Here is a 24,402-nt window from a genome sequence, read left to right on the forward strand (position 1 = left end):
AAAAATGTTACCACAAACAGGCGAAATGGCTACTTGGTTTTTGATCGTGATCGCAGCGATTGCTTTAATCGGTGGTATTGCAATGGTATACAAAGGCAATAAAAATAAGCGTTAAGCTTATTTTCAGACATCCTGCATCCCTTAGGTAGTTTAGGGGTGTATTTTTAAGCAGATTTCTTGAGTGAAAAGGCTTTATCTGTTAATATTTATGTATTAAGAAGGTCTTTAAAATGAATTCTTCTTAAAAAAGATTTAAGGAGTGGAAAAAATATGACCAAATTAAAAACAGTTATCGGTATGGTAGCAGGTCTTGCAGGTGCCTATGCGGTAGTTAATTATCTATACCCTGAAAAAACAGAGGAGTATCGTAAGAAATTATCAGAATCGAGTGTGGAAGCGCGCGATCAATTGGCTTCTTATAAAGAGCTTGCTCTTAAAAAGGGTCAAGAGTTATCTGATGTTGCTGCTTTAGCAAGTGAAGATGCTAAAGTATCTTTTTCAGAAACGGCAGAAGAATTAAAATTTTCTCTAACCAACTTGAAAAATCAATTATTTAGTTCAATTGAAGAAACGCAGCATTCTCTTGCTAATCAAAATGATGATTCTGATTTTAAAGAAGTCTTAGCTCATTCAGCTAATGAATTAAAAGAAGAAATCGGACAATCATTTGAAGAAATTCTTGAAAGTTTCGCCAATTTAAAACATGAGATTGAAGACACTACCGATATCGCAATTGAGTTATCAAAAGAAGTTACTGGTGAGTAATTTTATATAAATTGGCTTTATGTCAAATAGGGTTGATGCTATCCAAGGAGATTAAGCAACTAATGGTTGCTTGGTCTCCTTTTCTTTTCTTCTTGACACATATACTCTTGGTTATCGATGAATTAAAGCTTAATTATACAAAACATGCCATCAAAAAATTGGCTCTTTGTCAAATAGGGTTGATGAGTAGGTGAGGTAACCGACTGGTTACTTCACCTCTTTTTTTACAGATCAACAATTATTATAAGCGCATGAATGATCGACCGGTTTTATTATGAGATAAATTGTCAAAAAGCAACCGACGTAGATGATTGATTGGGCAAGTATAAGCGCATCATCAATAAAATTCTATTTTTAAAATGTGAATAATTACGATAGCCATAGGCATTTCGTTTCAGCACCTTGATTTTATTGTTTAGCCCTTCAATTGGGCCATTCGTTAAGGTTGAATAGTTAAAGGTGTTTTGAATAAAAGTGTGATAGCGTTTAAAGGTTCTTAAAACGGTCTTTAATTTTTTTGAAACGGGTAATGTTAGGCCATAGTTGACCCAAAACTTAAATCGATCGATTCGAAGGTCTTGAAGGGCTTCTCTTAAATGATGAACGACCTCGTAAGTGACTTTTAATTCGCTACTTGATGTTAATAAATAATCAACGATACCACTGGTGTTTGTGATCCAATCAAATAATCGATAGCGCTGATAAGTAGTGGTGTGTAATTTATTTCTTGGTGTCATGATTAGGCGCCAGTAGCGTTTATGTTTATTGTACAGTCGATTGTCTTTGTTTCGGAAGGTGTTCATCACATGAATTCGTGTCCGATTCAGCTCACGATTTAAAGCTTGAATGAGATGGAATTTATCAATAATAATTTGTGCTTTTGGAAAAACTTTTTGAATTAAATCCATATACGGTCGGTACATATCAATCGTTATCGTTTGAACCGATTGACGGGTTTCCAACGGAAATTGTTGAAAATAACGGATTAATGAAGACTGTTTGCGATCAAAGAACAAATCAACTAATCGATGCGTTTTAGCGTCACAGTAAATGAAACTCATCGCAGCATCAATCGTTCGAACACTTTTAAATTCATCAAAACAAAGGTGTTGTGGTAAGGAATGTAGCGGTTTGAATTGAAGGTGCTGTGCCATTTGATTCGTCACACGACGGACTGTATGAATCGATACATGCACCAGTTGAGCGATATAAGTTTCTGATATCGTATGTGTTAACTGATCAGCGATATATCGTTTCAAATGATTAGATAGATGACAGTGACGAGCGACTTCAGGCGTTTGAGCGGTAAAGGATGGGTGACAAGATTTACAGTAATAACGCTGTTTTTTTAAATCTAAATAAGTGGGATAACCTGCCATCGGTATTAATTGAATGCGCGATGTACGAGAGCCATTTTTAACGATTGAATAGTTAATTGCTGATTGCCCACAACAAGGGCAATGACTAATAGGCTCTATTAATTGACCTGTTAATAAGAAAGATAAACGGCCTTTAATCGAAATTTTTGAAAATTTTTGGTCATTAATTGTGATGTTTTTATCGTTTAATCCGAGTAAAGATGATATAATGTGTGACATGGGACAGCTCTCCTTTATTGTGGTTTAGTCGCTTATAATATACAGGAGATCTGTCCTTTTTGTACCCTAAAGTAAAAAATAGAGTTGAGGCCTTCGGCCATCAACCCTATAAATTATAGAACCAAAAAATTAGCCCTAAGAAAAGTTTTACGAATCAGGGGTAAGCTCGGCTTGAAACGTACAAAATTCTGGCGGAGTCACGTCGCTATAGCTCTTACGAAGGCACTGTGGGAACAAATGCTCCCAACCACCTCAATCGTCGCTTTAGTGTAAAATGAATGGCAACTGAAAGTTAAATTAGGGAAAAATTCTGCTTATTTAAGCCCTATTATGGATTTATTTAACTCTGAAATGATCGCTTGGAATCTTAGCGATGATCCAACCTTAGATTGGGTCATCAAGCCATTGACTGACGCTATTGCTATGATTATATTGGTCTTTAGAAGCGTTATATTTGAATTTTTACAAATAAGTTAGTATGCTAAGGATAAGGAAAGTTCTAAAAGAACGATTTGTCTAAAGCAATTATTTTATAGTATTTATCACCACTATAAAGATAAATTGTACCTTAAAGCACCTTGAGTGTTAAAACTTTAAGAAAGAGGGATTTATATGAATAATGAACGAGATAAGCACAATGTTGAGCCTACTGTTGGAGGTCAGGGTAAGGTCGTTGTAAAGGAAGCTACTAAGGATACTGGCAACCACACTTATACCTCACATCATGATCACCATATAGGACATCATCATCGGATAGGAGAAAACTTATCGTGGCGTGCCGTTTTCGCTGGATTAGTGACTTTCGTCGCTTTAAGCATGTTGTTCTCTTTAATTGGGGCAGCTATCGGACTTGGAGCTACTGACTTAACCGCTGTTAATCCATTAGATGGAGTTGGAATGGGCTTAATCATTTGGACGATTGTGTCATTAATTTTAAGTTTAGCCGGCGGAGGATTTATCGCAGGATACACTGCACACCGAGCTGGTATGGTTCATGGTTTCCTGACATGGGCTACAGGCCTAATAGTAGCAGTAGTATTGGCTTCATCAGCAGTGACAGGAACTTTCAATACAATTGGTGCTATGTTTGGTGCGACAACTAGTGCTGCTGGAGATGCAATAGGAAATGTTTCAAAAGCTGCAGGTAATTTATCTGAAGAAGCATTTAATGCTGTAACAGATAACTTACAGCTTGATACATCGAACTTAGACCAAGAAGTACAAGATTTACTAGAAGACACTGAAATTGAACAGTTGCAACCAGGTTATTTACAAAATCAGTTAGATGAAACGGTAACTGATATTCAAAATGCAGCTAAAAGCGTTGTAGTTGATGGAAAACCTGTTGAGCAAGCGATGAAAGATGTTTATACAAACATTGAAGATCGTATGGCTACAATTGACGAAGGTTTAGATGAAGATGCTTTATCGAATGCTATTGCTGATAATACTGATTTAAATGATGAAGAAGCAGAAGAAGCTACAGCTCACATTATGAAATCATATGAAGAAGCTCAAGCTCAAGCGAAATATTTACTTGCTAGCGCTGAAACTGAAATGAATCGCTTAGAAAGTGGAACAAAACAAGCAATTGACGAAGGTGTCGAAACAACAAATGATGTTATAAATGAAGCTTCTAAATATTCTATCTATGCTTTCATTGGATCTGTTTTGGGATTAGTAATTTCTGCCTACGCTGGTAAGATGGGTGCAGAAAAAGAATTAGAACAAGATCAAGTTGTTATTAAATAATTTAGCCTGTAATTTACAATATTAAACTAATAAAGAGTCTACTGATTATAGTGACCCAAGAAGTTGGACCAGAGAGATGAGTACATGTTGTATGTGCTTGTCTCTCTTATTTTATTGTTTTCTAAGCAGCTTGAAGATTAGCGAGAAACCTATCGAGAGGCCAGCATGAGGCAGCAGGGAACTTAAATCTACTTATGAAGATACACTTGATTCAATAAGTGAATTAAATAAAGCTCAAAACAAACTATAATTATTAATGAGTGACTTTGGAGATGAAATAGGCAAAGTACTAGCTCTGATATTGCAAGTTGTAGCTGATATCTTACAATCAATTGGAGAATAGTTTTCTAAGCTTCCTAAGCCCGCAAAAGAGTTTGCAATTGTCATGGGATTGCTGGTGACCGCCTTAGGGGTCATAGCCCCGGTGTTTATGGTGTTATTAGCCGTAGCAACTGCGGCTCAACTATTGATTTTTGGCTTTATCAAAGCCTCGTTAGCTACTATAGCTCCGATTGCTCTAACAATAGTTGCAATAGTAGGTTTTGTTTTAGTAATCAAGCAGCTTGTGTAACATATGTTTGACAATTCTAGAGCGTTGACGGAAATTCTTCATCGAATCTATTGTATTTATAAATTGGTTGTTTTATGATGTAGTTAATAAACCTTTTGTAGGAGAGAAAATGCCGAACAAGTCTTTTTTATGCAACTATTAAGCGTGAGTTCATTAATAATTTTCTGCATATCAATGTATTTATCTGTCGAAAGAGTCTCTTTTTCAGCTACAATAATAATGTATATTTTGAACAACATTGTTACTCTATCCCATAGAGAGATAATTAAAGAAGTTAAAAATATTAACAAAAATCCAGATAAAGAAAATGAGAAATTCCAAGAAATATTAAGTACAGAAAACAAGAGGATTTTAACACTTAAAGCTGATTTTATTTTAATAGCTATCATATTTATATACGTGAGTTATTCACATAAACTTAAATTTTTAGAACCTAATATAATATTAATAGATGTAATTTTAAAAAGTATAGTAGTTATGTTAGGACTTTATACAGTTTATTTAAGTGGGAAACTTGATGGCCTCGAAAAAACTGATCAAGATATTGAAAATGAGGAAATTTCTAGAAATATTATCAGAGAATCTTATGGAAATAGTCTTCAACTTCAACGTGATAGAGAAGAATTCTATAAGGAAAAAAGTAAAGAGTTTATAAAAGAAAAAACCTACAAATATAGAAAGGGGCGATGATTTATGATAATAATAGCTCTGCTAAGTACTATTGTATTATGGTTTTCATATTTATCAGTTATTACTTTTTATCGGTTCAAAAGAGATGGCATAGTTTTTGCAAATCTTCTATCATATCTAGTATTTCCTTTAATAATATTACAATTACATATAAAAGTTGCTAACAGATTCAGTAACGCTTGGTCAAAAAAGTTAAAATTTATAGGTCTCTATTTTATAAATTATAAACAAAGTCTGATATTCTTCAGTGAATTATTATTAGAAAATGCTGCGCAGTTAGAAGCGACTGGATATTCACCAATTTTATGTGAGAGCAAGAAAATAAAAAGAAAATCTTCGCCTTTCAAATTAGTTTATGAATGGGTTAAACTACCGAGCTCATCAGAAACTTTTAAAAAAGCTATTTATGCTCATTAAAACCAAGGTAATTATTTAAAAACCTCCCACTCATTCGAGAAGGAGGTTTTTTAATTAGTCGGGGTTTATTTTAAATCTTACGTGGTTTTTTACGTGGGTTGATTACTACTATTTGAAACAAAATAAAATAACCACCTCTAGAAAGCTTATAATATCAAGCTTTTTATCAGTAGTTAATTCCCTTTATTACTGTAAATGGAGACGATCGGTCTCGAACCGACGACCTCTACAATGCCATTGTAGCGCTCTCCCAACTGAGCTACGCCCCCAATATAGAAATACACATATATCTTACGCAATTTTGAAATATAAGTCAATAGTTGAAAAACATTATCCTAATTGTTCCTAGAAGTAATAGTCGAATATAATTAATCCAATCAAAAGACTTTCTATTATATACGTTAAGTAGTTCTAAATAGAAAAAAGGGCAAGCTTGAGATAAATCAAGCTTGCTCTTTTTTGTAATTAATTTTAAATTATTATTCTGCTTCAGTTTCTTCAGCAGTTTCTTCTTCTGTTTCGTCTTCAGCTTTTTCTGCATCAGCATCTTCATTAGAGGTCATCTCTTCACCTGGTTTTTCAGGGACAACGATTTCGCCATTGATGATTTGTTGTTTGTAGTCTTCAACAGCTTTCTTAACTTCGTCAGTTAAGAATTCAGTTGTAAGGTCTACACCACCATCAGCTAAACCTAAAGTTTGAACGCCACCTTCAAAACCTTCAGCTTGTGTTTTTTCAGCAAATGCTTTCACTGATTCACCAACTTGTTTCAATGTAGATGTTAATGTTAAGTGACGCTCTTCACCGTCAATTTCAATTAAGCCTTCAGCGTCTTGGTCTAAGTCTACACCAATTACGTATAATTCTTGAGAAGGATCGTTTGATACACGGTCTTTAGCTTCTGAGAATACACCTTGGCCAGTTCCACCAGCAGCATGATAAATGATGTCTGCGCCACTAGAGTAGATTGAAGCTGCTAGTTGCTTTCCTTTAGGAGCATCTGCAAAGTGACCAGCATACTCGATTGATATTTCGATATCAGGGTTAACTGTTTTAGCACCAGCTACAAAACCAGCTTCGAAACGGTCAATTACTTCAGATTCAACTCCACCGATAAAACCGATGTGGTCTGTCTTAGTAGTCATAGCTGCAGCAACACCTGCTAAGAAAGCTGCTTCGTTGTCTTTAAAGGTAATAGAAGCTACGTTGTCTTTTTCAACAACAGAGTCTACGATAACAAAATGTCCATCTGGGTTTTGTTCAGCTGCTTCATCAATAGCCGGTTGTAACTTATAACCAATACCAAAAATAAGGTTTGATCCACCTTGGATAGCTGCATTGATGTTTGTTACATAATCTGAATCTGACTTAGATTCAAGATAGAAGTAGCCACCAGGGCCTTCTTCTAATTCATTTTCTTCACCGTAAGCTTGTAAACCTTCCCAAGCAGATTGGTTGAATGATTTATCGTCCACTCCACCAACGTCAGTAATGATTACTGGTGAAATTTGTTCTTGAGCAACAACAGTTGCTAAAGGTAATGTAGCTGCACCTAGTGTTAAGGCAGCTGCCGATAGTGTTAATAATTTTTTCATAGAATACCTCCATTTGTTTTAACTATAATATACCTTTATAAGGTCGATAAAGCAAGCGTTTGCTTTCTAAGTTAATCACTCATGATCACATATAAAAGCCTCCAATTCAGGAACAACCCAAACTAGAGGCTAAAAATATTTTTGGAAGACACATTAGTTTTTCAATTGGTATTGAACCGCAATTTCTGCACCTAATTTTGCATTATTATAAACCAATTGGATATTAGTTTCTAATGAGCGTCCTTCAGTCAATTCAACAATTTTTGCTAATAAGAAGGGGGTGGATTCCTTACCATGAACGCCAGCTTCTTTTTCTTCAATTAAAGCTTGATCAATGATAGCATTGATTTCATCGTTAGGGATTTCGTATTCTTTAGGGATTGGGTTTGCAATCAATAAACCAGCTTGTAAATCTAGTTGATCAGCGGCTACCATTCGCTGGGCAATTTCTTCAGCAGAATCTGCCCTACTAGTCAAGCGGTAAGGTGAGGTTGAAGAATAAAAGGCTGGCAGGTAATCGGTTTGATAACCAGTAACCGGAACCCCTTTAGTTTCTAAGTATTCCAAGGTTCTTGGTAAGTCTAAAATAGCTTTAGCTCCCGCACATACCACGGTAACAGGAGTTTGGGCTAACTCTTCAAGGTCAGCAGATACATCCATGTGTTCAGTATATCCACGATGAACCCCACCAATTCCACCGGTTACAAACACTTTAATCCCGGCTAGATGAGCGCCAATCATGGTTGTAGCCACTGTAGTGGCTCCTAATTGCTTATTGGCAATTACTTCGGCTAAGTCTCGTCTGGATACTTTGACCACATCTTTTGCTGTAGCTAAGATTTCCAAGTCTTCTTCTTCTAAGCCAATTTTAAACTGCCCGTTCATGATGGCTATGGTTGCTGGAACAGCTCCGTGGTCACGAATAATTTGTTCCGTTTCTTGTGCCATTTTAACATTTTGTGGATAAGGCATTCCGTGTGAAACGATAGTTGATTCTAAGGCTACAATCGGTTTTTGTTGAATGATTGCTGCTTGAACCTCTTTAGAGATGGATAATAGGGGATGATTCATAGCATTAGCTGTTTCTTTATTATATGGTTGATTCATAGTTATATTCCTCTTTCTTTAAAATATTTGACAATTTCCAATCAATTGACGTTCTTCTTCAAACAGTTTCGCATTAAGATTTTTTCTGACTGTGGAAGGGGATTGTACAGTGTAATAAGAGTTAGTAATACCATAATGAATGGCTTCACTTGGAGCATATTCTTTTTTGAGCCCGTATATTAATCCCGCTACAAAAGAATCGCCAGCCCCTGTCACATCAACTAATCGAGGGTTATTAGGAGGTTGAAAATATAGAAACTCTTTCTTTTGATTCGAGTATAGCAATGGTTTAGTACCACGAGTGATAATGACATTTTCCACTCCTCGATCAATCCATAGCTCAGCGAGATATATAAAATCATCTTCCGTCTTAACTTTGTGATTAAAGTATTCTTCAGATTCATCCTGATTGACAATTAGCCATGTAATTCCTTTTAAATTCTCTGGCAGATGGTTCATTTTCGGTCCGGAAACTGGAATAACCACCAGAGGTATTTGCTGTTTTTTTGCTATATTCATCACTTGTTCAACGGCAGATTGAGTGAGATTAAGATCCATAGCAATGAATTGACAATTTTCAATTTGTAAATGGAAACTAGTAATCCATTCAGCATTCATTTGATCACAGATTTCCATATCAGCAAAGGCTACTTCCATTTGACCTGTTTCATCGAGAATGGCTGTGTAGGAGGACGTATTGTGATTTTCTAAGGATTTCACATGGTCTAAATTCACAAAGGGCTGAGTAATAGCCTTAATTTCTTCAAAATCAGCATCGATACCTGCTAAAGATAGTAAACTCACTGAGAGTTCCATCCTTCCGAGGTTTTCTGCTACATTTCGTGCAACCCCTCCAACAGTTACTGTTGAGTTAACAGGATTAGAGGTGGATTTGAGTAAAGGTGTTTTTAACTGAAAGATACGGTCAATATTCATAGCTCCAATACAAAAAATATCAGCTGGTTCATTGACAATATAGGCTCTACCTTGCAGGTAGCGCTTTTGCGTAAGTGATGACACAATATTAGCTAGAGTAGATCGATTAATACTCAAAATTTCAGCAAGTTTAGTTTGAGTAAGAAAAGGGTCTTGCTTAATTAAATCCAAAACACGCTTTTCATTTGAGTTGAGTCTGATGATAATACCTCCCACTGACAACAATTGTCCTTATTTAAGATTCTTGTCTTAATTATACCTTTAAATTAATAGAATACAAGTCTTATTTAAACGAAACTTGAGAAGTATATTGACAAGAACTATAATACAATCACTCAATTAAGCGATTAAAGAGAGGGGCTTTATTTTGTTAAACGACCGATATATAATGGCAATCGATCAAGGAACGACATCTACTAGAGCAGTCATAGTGAACCATCAAGGTGAATTTATAGCCAGTGCTCAAAAAGAATTTCAACAATTTTTTCCTCAATCTGGTTGGGTAGAACAAGATGCTAATGAGATTTGGCAATCCGTTCAGTCCGTCATTTCTCAAGCTTTGATTAATGGTAATATTCAACCTAAGCAGATAGTAGCAATTGGAGTCACTAATCAAAGAGAGACGACAGTCATTTGGGACCGTGAAAGCGGAGAGCCTATCTATCACGCGATTGTCTGGCAATCGCGGCAATCAAGCGAAATATGCCAAGCGCTTAAAAAGAGTGGCTATGAAGATATTATTAAGAAAAAGACAGGCTTACCGCTTGACCCTTATTTTTCAGCGAGTAAAATTCGTTGGATTTTAGACCATCTTCCAACTTCTCAAATAAGAGCAGAAGCTGGCGACTTAGCCTTTGGTACAATAGATTCTTGGTTGATGTGGAAATTGTCAGGTGGCAGACACCATATTACGGACTATTCTAATGCTTCGCGTACCCTTTTATTTAATATTGAAACGCTGGAATGGGATCGAGAGCTTTTAGACATATTCAATATACCTGCTCAACTATTACCCCAAGTGGTATCAAATTCTGAAATATACGGAAAAACAGCCACCTATCATTTTTACGGTCACGAAATACCATTAGCTGGTATGGCTGGAGATCAACAAGCAGCATTGATTGGTCAACTCGCCTTTGATAAAGGGCAAGTTAAATCAACTTATGGAACAGGTGCCTTTATATTGATGAATATTGGGAATGAGCTAAAGCTGTCTAAGCATGCGCTATCTACTTCTATCGCTTATAAATTTCCTAACCAATCTCCAGTATACTGTATTGAGGGCTCTATATTCGTAGCGGGTTCAGCTATTCAATGGTTACGAGATGGATTAAGGATGATTGAAGAATCTTCTGAATCTGAGGAACTCGCCCAACATTCAAAAAACGAAGATGAAGTATATGTGGTGCCAGCTTTCACGGGATTAGGAGCTCCTTATTGGGATTCTCAGGCTAGAGGAGCTGTGTTTGGCTTAACTCGTGGCACTGATAAAGCTGACTTCGTTAAAGCGACCTTGCAATCTTTAGCTTATCAAGTGCGCGACATCATTGATGTAATAAAGGATGAAATGGGGGTCGTCATTCCAGAATTAAAAGTCGATGGAGGCGCTTGTAAAAATAATTACTTGATGCAGTTTCAAGCAGATATTTTAAATACGGCAGTAACACGCTTATCCAATCTTGAGTCCACGGCATTGGGGGCTGCTTTTCTAGCAGGCTTAGCAGTAGACTATTGGCAGTCTATTGAAGAAATCCAAAGCTTAGTTAAACCCGCTATAACTTTTAAACCGAAAATGTCAATAAATCGCAGTGAAGATTTATATGAAGGTTGGAGAAGGGCTGTTCAGTCGACGCGACATTTTAGTAACAAGCGGAACTAGTTTAATTTAGCTTTAGAATAAGAAAATAATGAGAAATCAATAAGGATTTAATCATAATTACGATTGTATTTGCTTTAAATCTGGAAGCGTTTTATAATATAGTAAAAGTATTAAGGGGGAACTATAAGTGGTACAAAGCTTACATGAATTTTTATCAGCAGCAATTGCAGAAAAGAAAGAAAAGAATCTCTATAATGAAATCGAAGCCTTATCTTCTGCAAACGGCCCAATCATCGAAATTAACGGACAAGAGCTCATTAATTTATCATCAAACAACTATCTTGGTTTAGCAACTTCCGAACGTTTAAAAGAGGTAGCTAAAAAAACTATTGATAAGTATGGAGTGGGAGCAGGTGCGGTTCGTACGATTAATGGTACGATGGATGTCCACAATATTCTAGAAAAGAAAATTGCAGAATTTAAGAAAACAGAAGCTGCAATAGCTTTTCAATCAGGCTTCAATTGTAATATGGCTGCTATTTCTGCCATCATGAACAAAGAAGACGCTATTCTTTCAGATGCATTAAACCACGCTTCAATCATTGACGGCTGCCGTTTATCACGTGCTAAAATCATTCCAGTGAAACATCAAGACATGGATGATTTACGTGCAAAAGCTAAAGAGGCAACAGAATCAGGCTTATACAAAAAAGTAATGTACATTACAGACGGTGTTTTCTCAATGGATGGCGACGTAGCTAATATTCCAGAAATTGTTGAAATTGCAGAAGAATTCAACTTAATTACTTATGTTGATGATGCGCACGGCTCAGGAGTAATGGGTAAAGGTGCGGGTACAGTTAAGCATTTCGGTCTATCGGATAAGATTGACTTACAAATTGGAACCCTTTCAAAAGCTCTTGGTGTAGTAGGTGGATATGTTGCGGGTTCGCAAGAATTAATCGACTGGTTAAAAGTAGCTGGACGTCCATTCCTATTCTCAACTTCATTAACACCGGGGGATGCTGCAGCTGCTACTGAATCGATTAATATCTTAATGGAATCATCAGAATTACACGATCGCCTATGGGAGAATGGTAACTATCTTAAAGCAGAATTAAAAGCATTAGGCTTTGATATTGGCAACTCGGAAACACCAATTACACCAGTTATTTTAGGTGAAGAAAAATTAGCTCAAGCCTTCTCTAAACGGTTAAGAGAAGAAGGAGTCTATGCTAAATCAATTGTCTTTCCTACAGTACCACTCGGAACTGGTCGTGTGAGAAATATGCCAACAGCTGCACATACTAAAGAGATGTTAGACCAAGCAATTACCATCTACGAAAAAGTTGGTAAAGAATTAGGCGTAATCTAGGAGGGAATCATGAAAAAAATCTTAATTACTGGTGCATTAGGCCAAATCGGTTCGGAATTAGTTGTTAAGTTAAATGATATGTATGGTGAAGAAAATGTCGTACCTACAGATATCCGTGTAGTAGAGGGAAATGAAGTCTGTAATCATCCTAACTTCGCTATTTTAGATGTAATGGATATGGACGCATTTATGGCTATTGCTAAAAATCACGAAGTAGACACATTAATTCATATGGCTGCTTTATTATCAGCTGTTGCAGAAGAAAAGCATTTATTAGCATGGGATATTAACATGCAAGGTTTAGTAAATGGATTAGAAGTTGCTCGTTCATTAGAGCTTCAATTTTTTACACCTTCATCTATTGGTGCGTTTGGTCCAGACACACCAAAAGTTGGTACTCCTCAAGATACTATTCAACGCCCAACAACAATGTATGGAATTACTAAGGTAGCAGGTGAGTTACTGTGTGATTATTACTATACTCGCTTTGGTGTGGATACTCGTGGCGTACGTTTCCCTGGTTTAATATCTTACGTAACACCTCCAGGAGGTGGAACAACTGACTACGCAGTGCAAATCTATTATGATGCGATTAAGTATGGTAAATATGTCTGCAATATTCCTCAAGGTGTAAAAATGGACATGATGTACATGCCAGATGCTATTCAAGCAATCATTGATTTAATGGAAGCTGATGCTGATAAATTGGTTCATCGCAATGCTTTCAATATTTCAGGTATGTCATTCGAGCCTGAAGAAATTGCGGCATCAATCCGTAAAGTCATGCCAGACTTCGAAATGACTTACGATGTGAATCCAACTTTAGAGCGCATTGCGAAATCTTGGCCAGATGAAATGGATATTTCAGCTGCTAAAGAAGAATGGAACTTTAAAGCAGAATATGATTTAGATAAGATGACAGTGGATATGCTTGAGAAATTAAAAGCTAAACAATAATTTTTGACTTAATAGCGTTGGCTTGTTTGCCAACGCTATTTTTCATTCATAAATAATAATTATGAATAAATTGTGAACAAAATTAGAAGAGTGTTCGTTTGTGGATTAAAAAGTAAACTCCGACAAACACTGATATAAAAGCATCTACAATAGGGATGGGAATAATATTCTTAAAAAAATCATCATTATTTCTAAGCAAATTACTAGCATAAATAGAATATAGGATGTATGATGAAGACATACTAGAAGAACAAAGGAGCGATTTTATAATGAAAAAATCTTTTAAAAAATTAGTTTTAATTTCAATGAGCGCTATCACCTTAGGAGCTATAGCTCCAACTGTATCTATCTTTGCTCAAGAAGATAGTGAAACAACTGTGGACTCAATGATTGAAGATTCTATGGAAGAAACAACAGTTGAAGAAGATGAAGAAGTAAGTCCAATGCAGAAAGCTTTGGAAGAAATCGTTAAAAAGTATCAAGAAGATTATCCAGAAGTTGGAATTAATCGTATTATCATCCAACCTTTAGAAGAAGATGAAGAAGATGATCTATCTGTCAAAGTCGAGTCAGAAATGGGAATGGCTGATGACGAATCTGAAGAAGAAATGACCCAAGATGAAATGTCAGATGAAGAAATGACTGAAGACGAAATGGATGAGGTAGATCCATTTGAAATTACGATTGAAGGTACAGATGAAGAAGCAATGGAAGATGTAACTGTTTCTTATGATGCTCGTACGAAAGAAGAAATCCCTGAAGACGAAAACGAAGTTGAAGATAGGATGTCTGAAGCTGAAGATACTATGGATGACATGATGTCAGATGCAGAAGATGCAATGGATGATATGATGTCAGATGCAGAAGATGCAATGGATGATATGATGTCAGACAATGAAGAAAGCGAATCTGATACTGAAGAGGAAATGTCTGATGAGCCTTTAGCTACTATTGATTTTGAAGATCTTGCTGGTTTTGACGAAATTAAAGAAGCCGCTGAAGAAGAAGCTGGCATGGGTGAAGCATTAGAATTTGTTTATTCAGTTAATGAAGAAACAGATGTCACTGAAGTGGCCGTATTTGTTTATGAAAACACTGAAGAACCAACCGAAGGAAAAATGATGACCATTACTTTAGATGCTACAACTTTAGAAGTTCTAAAAGTTGAAGGCAGTGAAGTTGAAGAAGCGGTAGATAGTGAAGGGAATGCAGTAACTAGTCCCCAAGAGTCAAACAATGGTGGTCAAGATGCTCCTTCTAACGAAGAAACAACTACAGAGGAATCTGAAGGACATGAAGAAACAACTACAGAAGAATCTGATGAAAATGAAGATTCAGATACAACAGAAGAAAATGAAGAAACAACTTCTGAACAATAATTTTATATGAATAGACGTAAAAAAAGTCCGAGCAATTTGCTCGGATTTTTTTTAAAGATTGGATAGTAAATTACAAAGGTCCTTTTCAAATTGGATTGCTTTAAGATAGGGATGATTATTCCTACCAGGTTTGTTATGGACATTAAAGTAAATAGCTTGCCAACCACTATTTAAAGATCCTTCGATGTCATTGGTCCAATCAACTCCACTATAAATAATTTCATCTTTTGCGCAAGCAAGTGAGTTAGTAATTTTATTGAAAATTTCAACATCAGCTTTCGAATAAGCCAAGTTTTCCGATATGAAATTTTGATCCTCATCAAAGTATTGCCTTAAGCCGAGCACTTCAATTTTACTCCTTTGACCAGCATTGGCTCCTTTAGTCAGTATAAAGAGTTCTACAGAACTTTCTTTAAGGTGGAGCAAGCATTCATGAAAATTTGGACGAAGCGTTAGATATTTTTTGCAATCCTTGTATAGATCAAGAAAACTATGAGCTGGATCTAAGTGAATTTCATGCTCGAAAGTGCTAAAAGCATCAATAGTCCGCTGCAATTGATAATGAAGTTTACTACAGTTATCGGCAATAAAGGATTGGTAAAGATTTTTCGAATAATGCTGGTAGACAGGATTAAAAGAATCAAAGGGGATGTTATAAGGGTTGTCTGATTGAAAGGCTTCATATACCTACTGATAAATGGCACTTCGATCATAGAGTGTATCATCTAAGTCAAAACCTATTGCTTTAATCAATTTTAAACTCCTATATAAACTTATCTATCTCATCACAGCATAGTTATTAGCAAAATTATTCTATAATTTTCAAAAACAAGTATAATATGTAGTAAGAGGAGTGATGGTATGAGTAAATACTATAAAGCAAAGCAAATTATATTAGATAGTTCAGTAGTTGAGGAAGCCTTTCTTGAAGTAACAGATGGGGGTAAGTTTGGCGAAATTGTGAGTGATTTGCCAGCAAATGTTGAGCGAATAAAAGATTATGAGAATCTGATAATTGCTCCTGGTTTAGTGGATACACATATCCACGGCTATCAAGGTTACGATATTATGGATAATGATCCTGAAGGTCTGCGCCATATTTCTGACCAATTATTGACTTGCGGAGTGACCTCCTTTTTGCCAACAACTTTAACCGATTCGATTGAGCGTTTAAATGCAGTATGTTCGATGATCAAAACAAATTATCAAACCTGTCAGGGAGCTAAAGTCCGAGGAATCTTTTTAGAAGGACCTTTCTTTACAGAAAAATATAAAGGGGCACAAAATCCCAAATACATGAGTGATCCCTCGATTGATGCATTAAGTGAATGGATAAAATTGTCAGGGGGTTTAGTCAATAAAATTGCAATTGCACCAGAACGTCAAGGAGTCATTCCATTTATTGAATATGCCAAAGCCCAAGGAGTCCATACTGCACTTGCCCATTCAGATGCTAGTTATGATCAAGCAAAAGCTGCAGTAGAGGCAGGTGCTGATATTTTTATTCATTTATACAATGGTATGTCAGGTTTGCACCATCGCAATCCTGGTATGGTTGGCGCGGCACTTAGCTTGAAAGATGTTTTTGCTGAAATCATAGCCGACGGCCACCATGTTCACCCAGCTGCTATTGAAATTGCACTTAAAGCTAGAGGACTAGAAGAGACAGTTTTAATTACTGATTGTATGCGAGCCGGTGGCATGGGAGAAGGCATCTCCCGTTTAGGTGAGTTTGATGTAATGGTAAGCGAAGGAACAGCGCGATTAGTTGAAGGAGGAAGCCTCGCGGGCTCTATTCTAGAACTGATACAAGGCGTTCAAAACATGATTAAATGGGAACTAGCAACAGTCGACCAAGCAATTCGGATGGCGAGTCTAAATCCAGCGCGTTCTGTCGGAATTCAAGCTGAATGTGGCTCAATAAGAAAAGATATAGCAGCTGATTTTATTGTTCTTAATCAAAATGCTGACTTACAAGCAACCTACTTAGATGGCCAATTAAGATATCGAGTATAGAATAATCCCCAAGAAACCCCTCTTGGGGATTTTATTTTACTTTATTTTTTATCATTTTCTGGCATGAAGGTTAATTGATAGCGATCATTGAAAAAAGTACGAATAGCTAAATGAGCGGAAGTTGCTGAGACCAGTGAAGTGGTACCTAATAGAGTAAAGGAGATCATCATTTGATACATAATTGCCTTGGTTGGATCGACACCGGCAAAAATTAAACCCGACATCATACCCGGCAAGGTGACAACTCCTGTAGTTTTCACGCTATCGATGGTTGGCTGAATACCAGATTTAACGGCCAGTTTTTTAATATGCGTGCTAGCTTGCTGTGGACTTGCTCCTAAGGCTAGCATTTCTAGAAATGCCTGTCTATGATCTTCAAAAAGCTGTTTCAAATTTCTATAGGTTAAACCGAGAGCCGTCATGGCCGTCCCAGAAATCATCCCTGTGATTGGAACCACTTGGGAAGGGGTAAATTTTAGAGAACCAGATAAGACTAATATTGCTAAACTAGTGAGTGATCCAATTCCGATTGCTGATAAAGAAATGGCGAAGGCTTTATTTATTCCTTTACCGTGCTTAGAAGCATTCCAAGCGGCATTGAAAATAATAACCGCAACCATGGCTACAGTAAGCAAAGCGTTATCGATAGAGAAGACTTGTTCTAAGACATAGCCTACAATTAATAATTGTAAAATAACTCTTACTATGGCAATCAATAAATCTTTCCAAAGGTCCAGTTGTTCTTTATATGAAATATAAAAGGTTATTAAAACAAGGGAAAAAGAAAGGGCTAAAGTAAGCGGACTAACTTGAAGATTCTGAGTCATTATTCTTCCTCGCTTTCATCGATATTTTTCGATATATAAACTTCGCGATTAGCAAGCTGGTGGTCCTTGTCTAAATGACTAATTAAAAGAGTAGTAATTCCTTCTTTGTCAATATAGTTGAGTAGCCAACGCCATAGTATTTCTCTGGTTCTTTGATCAAGAGCAGAGGTAATTTCATCTAATAATAAAATTTCCGGCGGAAAAATTAAATTTCGAATAAGAGCAACCCGTTGTTTTTCTCCTCCAGATAAACTATTAATTTCTTTGCTTAAATAATCGCTTGAAAGTTCTACTTCTTGCAATAATTGAACAATACGATCTTTATCAGCGGGTAAATCGCGAATTTCATAAGGGAAGGACAAATTATCCCATACATCTCGACCAAACAATTGAGCTGTTTGGAAGCAGTAGGAAATTTTTTGTCTCAGTTCAATGGGTGGATACTGGTCAATTTCTTTCTCTTCAAAAAAAATAGACCCTGATCGGCTTAGGTTAGGGGCATTTAAGTAAACAATTTCTTTTAAGAGGGTTGATTTTCCTGATCCAGAAGGGCCATTGATAGAAACAAAATCCCCTTTTTCAATCTTAAAAGACAAGTCAGAAATAATTGTTTTCTTTGAACTTTGAATAGTAAGATCTTTGACTGTAAGAATATTTGACATAATATACTCCTTTTTAGAATCATTATCATTTATTTTAACATGAGGGTGACTCTTATTAAAGCTAACTAGAAAAAAGTTGAAGCCTTTGGCTTTAATTGCCTTAGGCTTCAACTTTAGGAGTCTGTTGATTAGAAAGAGCTAAATCAATTAACTCATCAGTCAACCAATCGTTTTTAACTAATAAGGGACCGTGAAAATAACTGCCAAAAGTATTGCGGTAATGGGTCCCTTCAGTTTGGTCTTTACCATTATTCCCATATCCTTGAATGACTTTTCCGAAAGCTTTTTGATTTTTTCCTAAATGAGTCACACCATTGTGGTTCTCGAACCCGATGAGTTCGCGCTTAAAATAGTCAGAATAGATTTTGGTATCACCGGTAAAGCGGTGGTTAATTTGTCTTTCAGTAAAATGGTCAAGAATACCAAGTCCCGGTAATTTTTCTCCTTTAGCATTAACATAATAATGACCTAAGAGTTGATAACCACCACAAATTGCTAGAACGACACCATCTTTTTCAATGAATTCTTGCAAACCAGGTCGGATGGATTGGATCTGTTTAGCAATTACCTTTTGCTCGTAATCTTGTCCACCACCAAAAAAGACTAAATCATAGGCAGTAGGATCAAAAGGGTCATCAATTGTTACCACTTCAGTTAATACATCCATCCCTCTTTTTTGGGCATGGTATTGAAGCATCAGTAAATTTCCATTATCACCATATGTATTAAGTAAATTACCATATAAGTGACAAATTCTAAAAGTTCTCATTCACTTCTTCCTCTCAATGATTTAGATAGCCCTGCTTTTTTAGTTCTTCTCTTAATTGAAGCATGGCAGTATAAGTTGCTAAAACATGAATGTTTTCTGTGTTGGCTTGCTCAATCAGCTGGAAAATTTCTTCTATTGAGTGAGCTTTTTTAATTTGATTTTCATCAATTCCCGCAACAATAATTCGCTTGGTCAAATCATCTACTTTATCACCAGCGGTGATGACTTCAGCGACTGGCATGGTCTTTAATCGTTCATAATTACCGTCCCAAATCCATGAAACATCTGTCCCATCAGCATATTGATTATTTAGAATATTGACTAAAGTGAAGGGTTGATGATCAAAAGTAATCAGTTCTAGTACTTGATCTAAACCAACCGGATTTTTCACCAAATTAAGTAGAACCTTTTTGTCTTTTATTTGAATACTTTCTTGTCGACCAAATACTTTCTTAGCTTTTTCAAAAGCTTGTCGAATCTCACTATCATCTAACCCTAGCTCTCTAGTCAATGAATAAGCGGCTAAAGCATTATAAATATTATACTTACCAGCAACTGGTAAAGTGAAGGACTGGCCATTAATCGAAAATTGGGAGTGGGTAAGCGCCAGCTCATTAATTTGATCGACGGTATAAGTTAATTTGGGACGTTTAAAACCACAATGTTCGCAATAATATTTACCTAAATTAGCATATGTAATCATTTTATAGGTTAGGATATGATCGCATATTGGGCAAAGTAAACCATCGGTATTATGATGCGGAACAATCCGTTCATCCTTTTGATGATCAAAACCAAAGAAAATTTTCTCATTTTCTATTTCTAATGAATTAAACATTGGTAGATCGCCGTTGGCAATAATTTTGGCTGTAGGCACACTTTTAGCAGCATTTTTTAATAAATCAAAAATAGTATGAAGCTCACCAAAACGATCCAACTGGTCGCGGAAAATATTTGTAAAAACAAAATACTCCGGTTGGATGGCTTTAACCACATGGCTTAAAGAGCCTTCATCGACTTCTAAAATGGCTATTCCTTTTTGGCCATCTTTTAAGCGAGGGGCTTGTAAAAACGTAGTTACTATTCCTTGATGCATATTTGATCCAGAGGGATTGGTAATGACTAAGGGCTCTACTTCTTTTAAAATTTCAACAATTAAAGAGGTTGTTAGCGTTTTTCCGTTTGTGCCAGTAACAACCACAACTTGATAATTGTTGGCTAATTCTTTTAAGAGATCGGGTTCTATAGTAAGGGCAATTTTTCCAGGTAAGGAGGACCCTCCTTGAGTGAATTTAGTTAATAAATAACGGCTTGTCTTTCCAATAATACGAGCGATTTGGCTACGTAATGGCATGCTACCACCTCAACTTTTCATAATATACAAGTAATATTATTCTATCAGTCCTCAAGTAAATTTGGAAGAAAGAATCTCTTTTGACAAGTGATAGGATGTGATAGAATAGAATAGTGTGTGAAGGATTGACTTTCTAAATAAAAATAACCTATTATGAATAGGTTGAATTAAACTACAGACAAGAGGAGCATGGTAATGGCTAAGTTTTATTTTAAATATGGAGCAATGAATTCAGGTAAATCAATAGAAATTATTAAAGTTGCTCATAACTATGAAGAACAAAACAAAGCTGTGCAAATCTATACTTCAGCAATAGATAACCGTGACGGGGTAGGGATTGTTTCTTCACGAACAGGTTTCAATCGACAAGCTATTCCGATTTCTGATGAGGATAACTTTTATGAAAAGATTAAGGCTTCTCACCAAAAAGACCGCCTTTTTTGTGTCTTGGTTGATGAGGCACAATTCTTAAAGAAACACCATATCATTGAATTAGCTAAGGTTGTCGATGAGTTAAATATTCCGGTCATGGCCTTTGGTTTGAAAAATGATTTTACCAATGAACTATTTGAAGGGTCAAAATATTTGCTCCTTTATGCTGATAAAATCGAAGAAATTAAAACAATTTGTTGGTTCTGTCATAAAAAAGCCACTATGAATTTAAGGTTTCTTGATGGTCAACCAGTTTATGAAGGAGACCAAATTCAAATAGGGGGCAATGAAGCTTATTTACCTGTTTGTCGTAAATGTTATAAAAACCCTGGAAAAATTTAAAAAAAGACTTTAATAAGTAGATTGAGGAGAATGTCATGTTTGAACAATTAGATCAATTAATCTTCCGTTTTGAGGAAGTAATCGAAATGATGAGTGATCCAGAAATTATATCTGATTCGGATCGATTAAGAAAGTTATCGATTGAGGAATCCGATTTAAGACCTAAGGTAGCTAAAATTCGTCGTTATAAACAAGTCAATGAAGAACTATCAGATACAGAAGAAATGTTAGCGGGCGATTTAGACCCTGATATGGCAGAATTAGCCAAGTTAGAACTTTCTGATTTGAAGGAAGAAAAAGATCAATTAGAAGAAGAAATTAAATTGATGATGTTGCCAGAAGATCCTAATGATGGCAAAAACATTATCATGGAAATTCGAGGAGCAGCCGGTGGGGATGAAGCACAACTATTTGCAGGGGATCTTTTAACCATGTACTCCAAGTTTGCTGAAGCCCAGGGCTGGAAAGTCGAACTAATGTCAGCCAATATTACAGGCATTGGAGGATACAAAGAAGTAACCTTAATGATTACAGGCGAAAAAGTCTACTCCAAACTAAAATTCGAAAACGGTGCACATAGAGTGCAACGTGTACCAGAAACCGAATCGCAAGGTCGGGTTCATACATCCACTGCTACAGTAGTGGTAATGCCTGAACAAGAGGAAATCGATTTTGATTTAGATGAAAATGATATCCGTGTGGATATTTATCATGCTTCTGGTGCTGGTGGACAGCACGTTAACAAGACAGCTTCAGCTGTTCGAATGACCCATATCCCAACAGGAGTTGTGGTAGCTATGCAAGATGAGCGATCACAATTAAAAAATAGAGAAAAAGCCATGAAAGTATTAAGAACACGTGTTTACGATATTCTGCAGTCTGAAAAGCAAGAAGCTTTTGATTCTGAAAGAAAGTTGGCAGTAGGTACTGGAGACCGATCTGAACGAATTCGCACATATAATTATCCACAAAACCGTGTGACCGACCATCGGATTGGCTTAACCATTCAGCAACTCGATTCTATTATGCAAGGCAATATCGATGAAATCATTGATGCCCTTGTTGTATATGACCAAACGCAAAAGTTGGAGGAGCTCAATGGTCAAGGAGCATAAAGAACTAACTTTAAATGAAGCCCTCCAAAAGGCTTCATTTTTTTTGAATCAACACGGCCACGATGCAAATTTGGCGCGCTATTATTGGATGCAGTTGTTTGATTGGGATTTAAGTCAGACCGTCAAGTTTTTAAATCAACCGATTTCACAAGGTCTAGCCAGCCAATTTGATTCTGCTCTCCACCGGATCGTAAATGATGAACCGATACAGTATATTAGCGGCTACATTTATTTTATGGACCACAAATATCAGGTAAGTCCGGCTTGCTTGATCCCACGAGAAGAAACGGCTGGTTTAGTTGAAAAAGCGCTGGCTTATATGCGTCAGCTGCCTCCAGGCAAAGTAATCGATTTAGGAACCGGTTCAGGCATAATTGCTATTGAATTAAAGAAAGCTTTACCAACTTGGGAAGTATATGCTAGTGATTTCTCACAAGCAACCCTTCAACTAGCTAAGAAAAATGCTAATGACCATCAAGTGAATATTCAATTTGTCCATTCAGACTTGATGCAAGCCTTTAAGCCAGATTTTCAATTTGATGTATTCGTTTCTAATCCGCCATATATTGCTCAAAGTGAGTTGGATTTAATGGATGCTTCTGTAAAAAAATATGAACCACAATCCGCCTTGTTTGCGGAAGATGAAGGTTTAGCCATTTATAAAGCTTTAGCTAAGCAATTACCTTCACACTTAAAACCAAGAGCCGGTGTTTTTTTGGAAATAGGTTTTGCCCAAGGTCTGGCTGTTAAGACGATATTACAAGACGCTTTTCCAGCGGCTTTTATTCAAATTGGACGTGATTTTGCGGGTAAAGATCGATATGTATCTTTGATGCGAGAGGAGGATTTAAATGAAGACTCTAATTTTTGATAAGCAAAGCTTGCCTCAAGCAGCAGAACTACTAAAAAAGGGGGAATTAATCGCTTTTCCAACCGAAACGGTTTATGGATTAGGGGCTATTGCCACAAATCCAGTAGCTGTGGCAAAAGTCTTTAAAGCAAAGGGCCGTCCTAATGACAACCCCTTAATCGTGCATGTTGCCAATCAAGATCAAGTTGAAGAACTAGTGAATGAAATCTCCCCCATCGCTCAATCATTGATGGATAGTTTCTGGCCGGGACCTTTAACGATTATTTTTCCACTTAAAAAAGGGAAAGTAGCTGATAACGTGACTGGCGGTAAGCAAAGTGTAGCTATTCGGATGCCTAATCAGTCTCTCACCTTAGAATTAATTGGCTTAGTGGGAACCCCACTAGTAGGTCCGTCAGCAAATCTATCTGGCAAACCAAGTCCGACGAGCTTGGCGCATGTACTACATGATTTTAGAGGTGTAATTGCTGGAATTCTAAATAATGGCCAAGCTTTAACGGAGGTGGGTATTGAGTCGACAGTTGTCTATCCCCATGAGGATAGAGTGGATGTTTTACGACCAGGACATATCACGCCTAGTCAGATTCAAGCTAAAACAGCCTGTCCTGTTCAGATTGTTTCTGAAAAAATGCAATTGGCTAATTTAAATGTAGCTTCCCCAGGAGTCAAATATCGTCATTATAGTCCCAAACAACCGGTTTACCTGATAGCATTTCCGAGAAAAATAGAAGAATGGGTTGAATTAGTCAATAAAGAATCGATGAAGATAGGCATTTTGGCTGATAATGCTATTATTGATGGTTTGAAAGAACGGCCCCAGGTTGTCGATAGTTATTCATTGGGTCAACCGAATGACTGGCAGAGCGCTTCACAACATTTATTTTCTGGACTTAGGGCTCTAGAAAAAGGTCCGGCAGAGAAAATTTATGTTCAAGGATTAGAAAACGATGAGAAAACACTTGCTTTCATGAATAGGGTTACGAAAGCGTCGTCATTTATGTTATAATTAAACTACAACTAAATGTTGTAACTATTTTTTTGGAGGGTGTATAT

At 36.5% G+C, this 24,402-nt stretch carries 24 protein-coding genes and 1 tRNA gene; 15 read left to right on the top strand and 10 right to left on the bottom strand.

Going from position 1 to position 24,402, the window contains the following annotated elements; translation table 11 throughout:
* Positions 1 to 4 precede the first annotated feature (4 nt).
* Entirely contained in the window at positions 5 to 115 is a 111-nt protein-coding gene (locus tag ACQV2Q_RS04780) for an LPXTG cell wall anchor domain-containing protein (protein WP_428874437.1), read from the top strand.
* Between the two features lie 155 nt (positions 116 to 270).
* A complete protein-coding gene (locus ACQV2Q_RS04785; RefSeq protein ID WP_428874436.1) occupies positions 271 to 765 on the top strand; it encodes a hypothetical protein in 495 nt (164 codons plus the stop codon).
* Between the two features lie 287 nt (positions 766 to 1,052).
* Here the strand turns inward: ACQV2Q_RS04785 and ACQV2Q_RS04790 are convergent, their stop codons facing one another.
* Entirely contained in the window at positions 1,053 to 2,363 is a 1,311-nt protein-coding gene (locus tag ACQV2Q_RS04790; RefSeq protein ID WP_428882084.1) for an ISL3 family transposase, read from the bottom strand.
* A 612-nt stretch (positions 2,364 to 2,975) separates the two neighbouring features.
* On the opposite strand from ACQV2Q_RS04790, the gene ACQV2Q_RS04795 reads away from it, so the two are divergent.
* The 4 genes from ACQV2Q_RS04795 (at position 2,976) to ACQV2Q_RS04810 (ending at position 5,793) form a co-directional block, all read left to right on the top strand.
* Entirely contained in the window at positions 2,976 to 4,115 is a 1,140-nt protein-coding gene (locus ACQV2Q_RS04795) for a hypothetical protein (RefSeq protein WP_428882085.1), read from the top strand.
* 430 nt (positions 4,116 to 4,545) lie between these two features.
* Positions 4,546 to 4,686, top strand: coding sequence for a hypothetical protein (locus tag ACQV2Q_RS04800; RefSeq protein WP_428882086.1), 141 nt, complete (start codon positions 4,546 to 4,548; stop codon positions 4,684 to 4,686).
* A gap of 219 nt (positions 4,687 to 4,905) precedes the next feature.
* Positions 4,906 to 5,376 (top strand): hypothetical protein, encoded by a 471-nt coding sequence (locus ACQV2Q_RS04805; RefSeq protein WP_428882087.1) that lies wholly within the window; start codon positions 4,906 to 4,908, stop codon positions 5,374 to 5,376.
* A gap of 3 nt (positions 5,377 to 5,379) precedes the next feature.
* Positions 5,380 to 5,793, top strand: coding sequence for a hypothetical protein (locus tag ACQV2Q_RS04810; protein ID WP_428874961.1), 414 nt, complete (start codon positions 5,380 to 5,382; stop codon positions 5,791 to 5,793).
* Positions 5,794 to 5,989: 196 nt separating this feature from the next.
* On the opposite strand, the gene ACQV2Q_RS04815 is transcribed toward ACQV2Q_RS04810, so the two are convergent.
* The 4 genes from ACQV2Q_RS04815 to ACQV2Q_RS04830 form a co-directional block, all read right to left on the bottom strand.
* Positions 5,990 to 6,062: transfer RNA gene (locus ACQV2Q_RS04815), tRNA-Ala, on the bottom strand.
* 210 nt (positions 6,063 to 6,272) lie between these two features.
* Positions 6,273 to 7,388, bottom strand: a complete 1,116-nt coding sequence (locus tag ACQV2Q_RS04820) for a BMP family lipoprotein (RefSeq protein ID WP_428873840.1) — start codon at positions 7,386 to 7,388, stop codon at positions 6,273 to 6,275.
* A 153-nt stretch (positions 7,389 to 7,541) separates the two neighbouring features.
* A complete protein-coding gene (locus ACQV2Q_RS04825) occupies positions 7,542 to 8,459 on the bottom strand; it encodes a pseudouridine-5'-phosphate glycosidase (RefSeq protein WP_428873895.1) in 918 nt (305 codons plus the stop codon).
* A 54-nt stretch (positions 8,460 to 8,513) separates the two neighbouring features.
* Positions 8,514 to 9,647, bottom strand: coding sequence for a PfkB family carbohydrate kinase (locus ACQV2Q_RS04830; RefSeq protein WP_428873841.1), 1,134 nt, complete (start codon positions 9,645 to 9,647; stop codon positions 8,514 to 8,516).
* 151 nt (positions 9,648 to 9,798) lie between these two features.
* Here ACQV2Q_RS04830 and glpK point away from each other — a divergent pair, with 151 nt between their 5' ends.
* The 4 genes from glpK (at position 9,799) to ACQV2Q_RS04850 (ending at position 14,961) form a co-directional block, all read left to right on the top strand.
* Entirely contained in the window at positions 9,799 to 11,310 is a 1,512-nt protein-coding gene (gene glpK, locus ACQV2Q_RS04835) for a glycerol kinase GlpK (protein WP_428873842.1), read from the top strand.
* 127 nt (positions 11,311 to 11,437) lie between these two features.
* Complete coding sequence (locus ACQV2Q_RS04840; RefSeq protein ID WP_428873843.1) at positions 11,438 to 12,625, top strand: glycine C-acetyltransferase; 1,188 nt, start codon at positions 11,438 to 11,440, stop codon at positions 12,623 to 12,625.
* Positions 12,626 to 12,634: 9 nt separating this feature from the next.
* On the top strand, positions 12,635 to 13,582 hold the full coding sequence (locus tag ACQV2Q_RS04845) for an L-threonine 3-dehydrogenase (protein WP_428873844.1): 948 nt from the start codon (positions 12,635 to 12,637) through the stop codon (positions 13,580 to 13,582).
* A 269-nt stretch (positions 13,583 to 13,851) separates the two neighbouring features.
* Positions 13,852 to 14,961 (top strand): hypothetical protein, encoded by a 1,110-nt coding sequence (locus ACQV2Q_RS04850; protein ID WP_428882088.1) that lies wholly within the window; start codon positions 13,852 to 13,854, stop codon positions 14,959 to 14,961.
* A 51-nt stretch (positions 14,962 to 15,012) separates the two neighbouring features.
* On the opposite strand, the gene ACQV2Q_RS04855 is transcribed toward ACQV2Q_RS04850, so the two are convergent.
* Positions 15,013 to 15,516 carry an HAD hydrolase-like protein gene (locus ACQV2Q_RS04855; protein ID WP_428882089.1) on the bottom strand — a complete coding sequence of 168 codons (504 nt, stop codon included), beginning with the start codon at positions 15,514 to 15,516 and terminating at the stop codon, positions 15,013 to 15,015.
* A 306-nt stretch (positions 15,517 to 15,822) separates the two neighbouring features.
* Between ACQV2Q_RS04855 and nagA the strand changes: the two genes are divergently transcribed.
* On the top strand, positions 15,823 to 16,977 hold the full coding sequence (gene nagA / locus ACQV2Q_RS04860) for an N-acetylglucosamine-6-phosphate deacetylase (RefSeq protein ID WP_428882091.1): 1,155 nt from the start codon (positions 15,823 to 15,825) through the stop codon (positions 16,975 to 16,977).
* 41 nt (positions 16,978 to 17,018) lie between these two features.
* Here nagA and ACQV2Q_RS04865 read toward each other — a convergent pair whose 3' ends face one another.
* The 4 genes from ACQV2Q_RS04865 to ACQV2Q_RS04880 all read right to left on the bottom strand — a co-directional run bounded on the left by ACQV2Q_RS04865 (position 17,019) and on the right by ACQV2Q_RS04880 (position 20,589).
* The gene (locus ACQV2Q_RS04865) at positions 17,019 to 17,804 is read right to left on the bottom strand and encodes an ABC transporter permease (RefSeq protein ID WP_428873848.1); all 786 of its coding nucleotides are present in this window, start codon (positions 17,802 to 17,804) and stop codon (positions 17,019 to 17,021) included.
* Positions 17,804 to 18,466: an ABC transporter ATP-binding protein gene (locus ACQV2Q_RS04870; protein ID WP_428873849.1), complete on the bottom strand. Its 663-nt coding sequence runs from the start codon at positions 18,464 to 18,466 to the stop codon at positions 17,804 to 17,806. Before ACQV2Q_RS04870 ends, ACQV2Q_RS04865 begins: the two co-directional genes overlap by 1 nt.
* A 100-nt stretch (positions 18,467 to 18,566) precedes the next feature.
* Complete coding sequence (locus ACQV2Q_RS04875; protein ID WP_428882092.1) at positions 18,567 to 19,235, bottom strand: type 1 glutamine amidotransferase; 669 nt, start codon at positions 19,233 to 19,235, stop codon at positions 18,567 to 18,569.
* A 13-nt stretch (positions 19,236 to 19,248) separates the two neighbouring features.
* The gene (locus ACQV2Q_RS04880) at positions 19,249 to 20,589 is read right to left on the bottom strand and encodes a MurT ligase domain-containing protein (RefSeq protein WP_428876000.1); all 1,341 of its coding nucleotides are present in this window, start codon (positions 20,587 to 20,589) and stop codon (positions 19,249 to 19,251) included.
* Positions 20,590 to 20,784: 195 nt separating this feature from the next.
* Here ACQV2Q_RS04880 and ACQV2Q_RS04885 point away from each other — a divergent pair, with 195 nt between their 5' ends.
* The 4 genes from ACQV2Q_RS04885 to ACQV2Q_RS04900 are packed head-to-tail and all read left to right on the top strand — an operon-like array spanning position 20,785 to position 24,355.
* Entirely contained in the window at positions 20,785 to 21,363 is a 579-nt protein-coding gene (locus ACQV2Q_RS04885) for a thymidine kinase (RefSeq protein ID WP_428873852.1), read from the top strand.
* Positions 21,364 to 21,398: 35 nt separating this feature from the next.
* Positions 21,399 to 22,478, top strand: coding sequence for a peptide chain release factor 1 (prfA, locus tag ACQV2Q_RS04890; RefSeq protein ID WP_428882093.1), 1,080 nt, complete (start codon positions 21,399 to 21,401; stop codon positions 22,476 to 22,478).
* The gene (prmC, locus tag ACQV2Q_RS04895) at positions 22,462 to 23,349 is read left to right on the top strand and encodes a peptide chain release factor N(5)-glutamine methyltransferase (protein ID WP_428882094.1); all 888 of its coding nucleotides are present in this window, start codon (positions 22,462 to 22,464) and stop codon (positions 23,347 to 23,349) included. Before prfA ends, prmC begins: the two co-directional genes overlap by 17 nt.
* Positions 23,330 to 24,355, top strand: coding sequence for an L-threonylcarbamoyladenylate synthase (locus ACQV2Q_RS04900; protein WP_428882095.1), 1,026 nt, complete (start codon positions 23,330 to 23,332; stop codon positions 24,353 to 24,355). The genes prmC and ACQV2Q_RS04900 overlap by 20 nt, the downstream gene beginning before the upstream one ends.
* The last annotated feature ends 47 nt before the right edge of the window (positions 24,356 to 24,402 follow it).

It is taken from the genome of Facklamia sp. P12950 (assembly GCF_050409465.1).
Classification (GTDB): Bacteria; Bacillota; Bacilli; order Lactobacillales; family Aerococcaceae; genus Facklamia.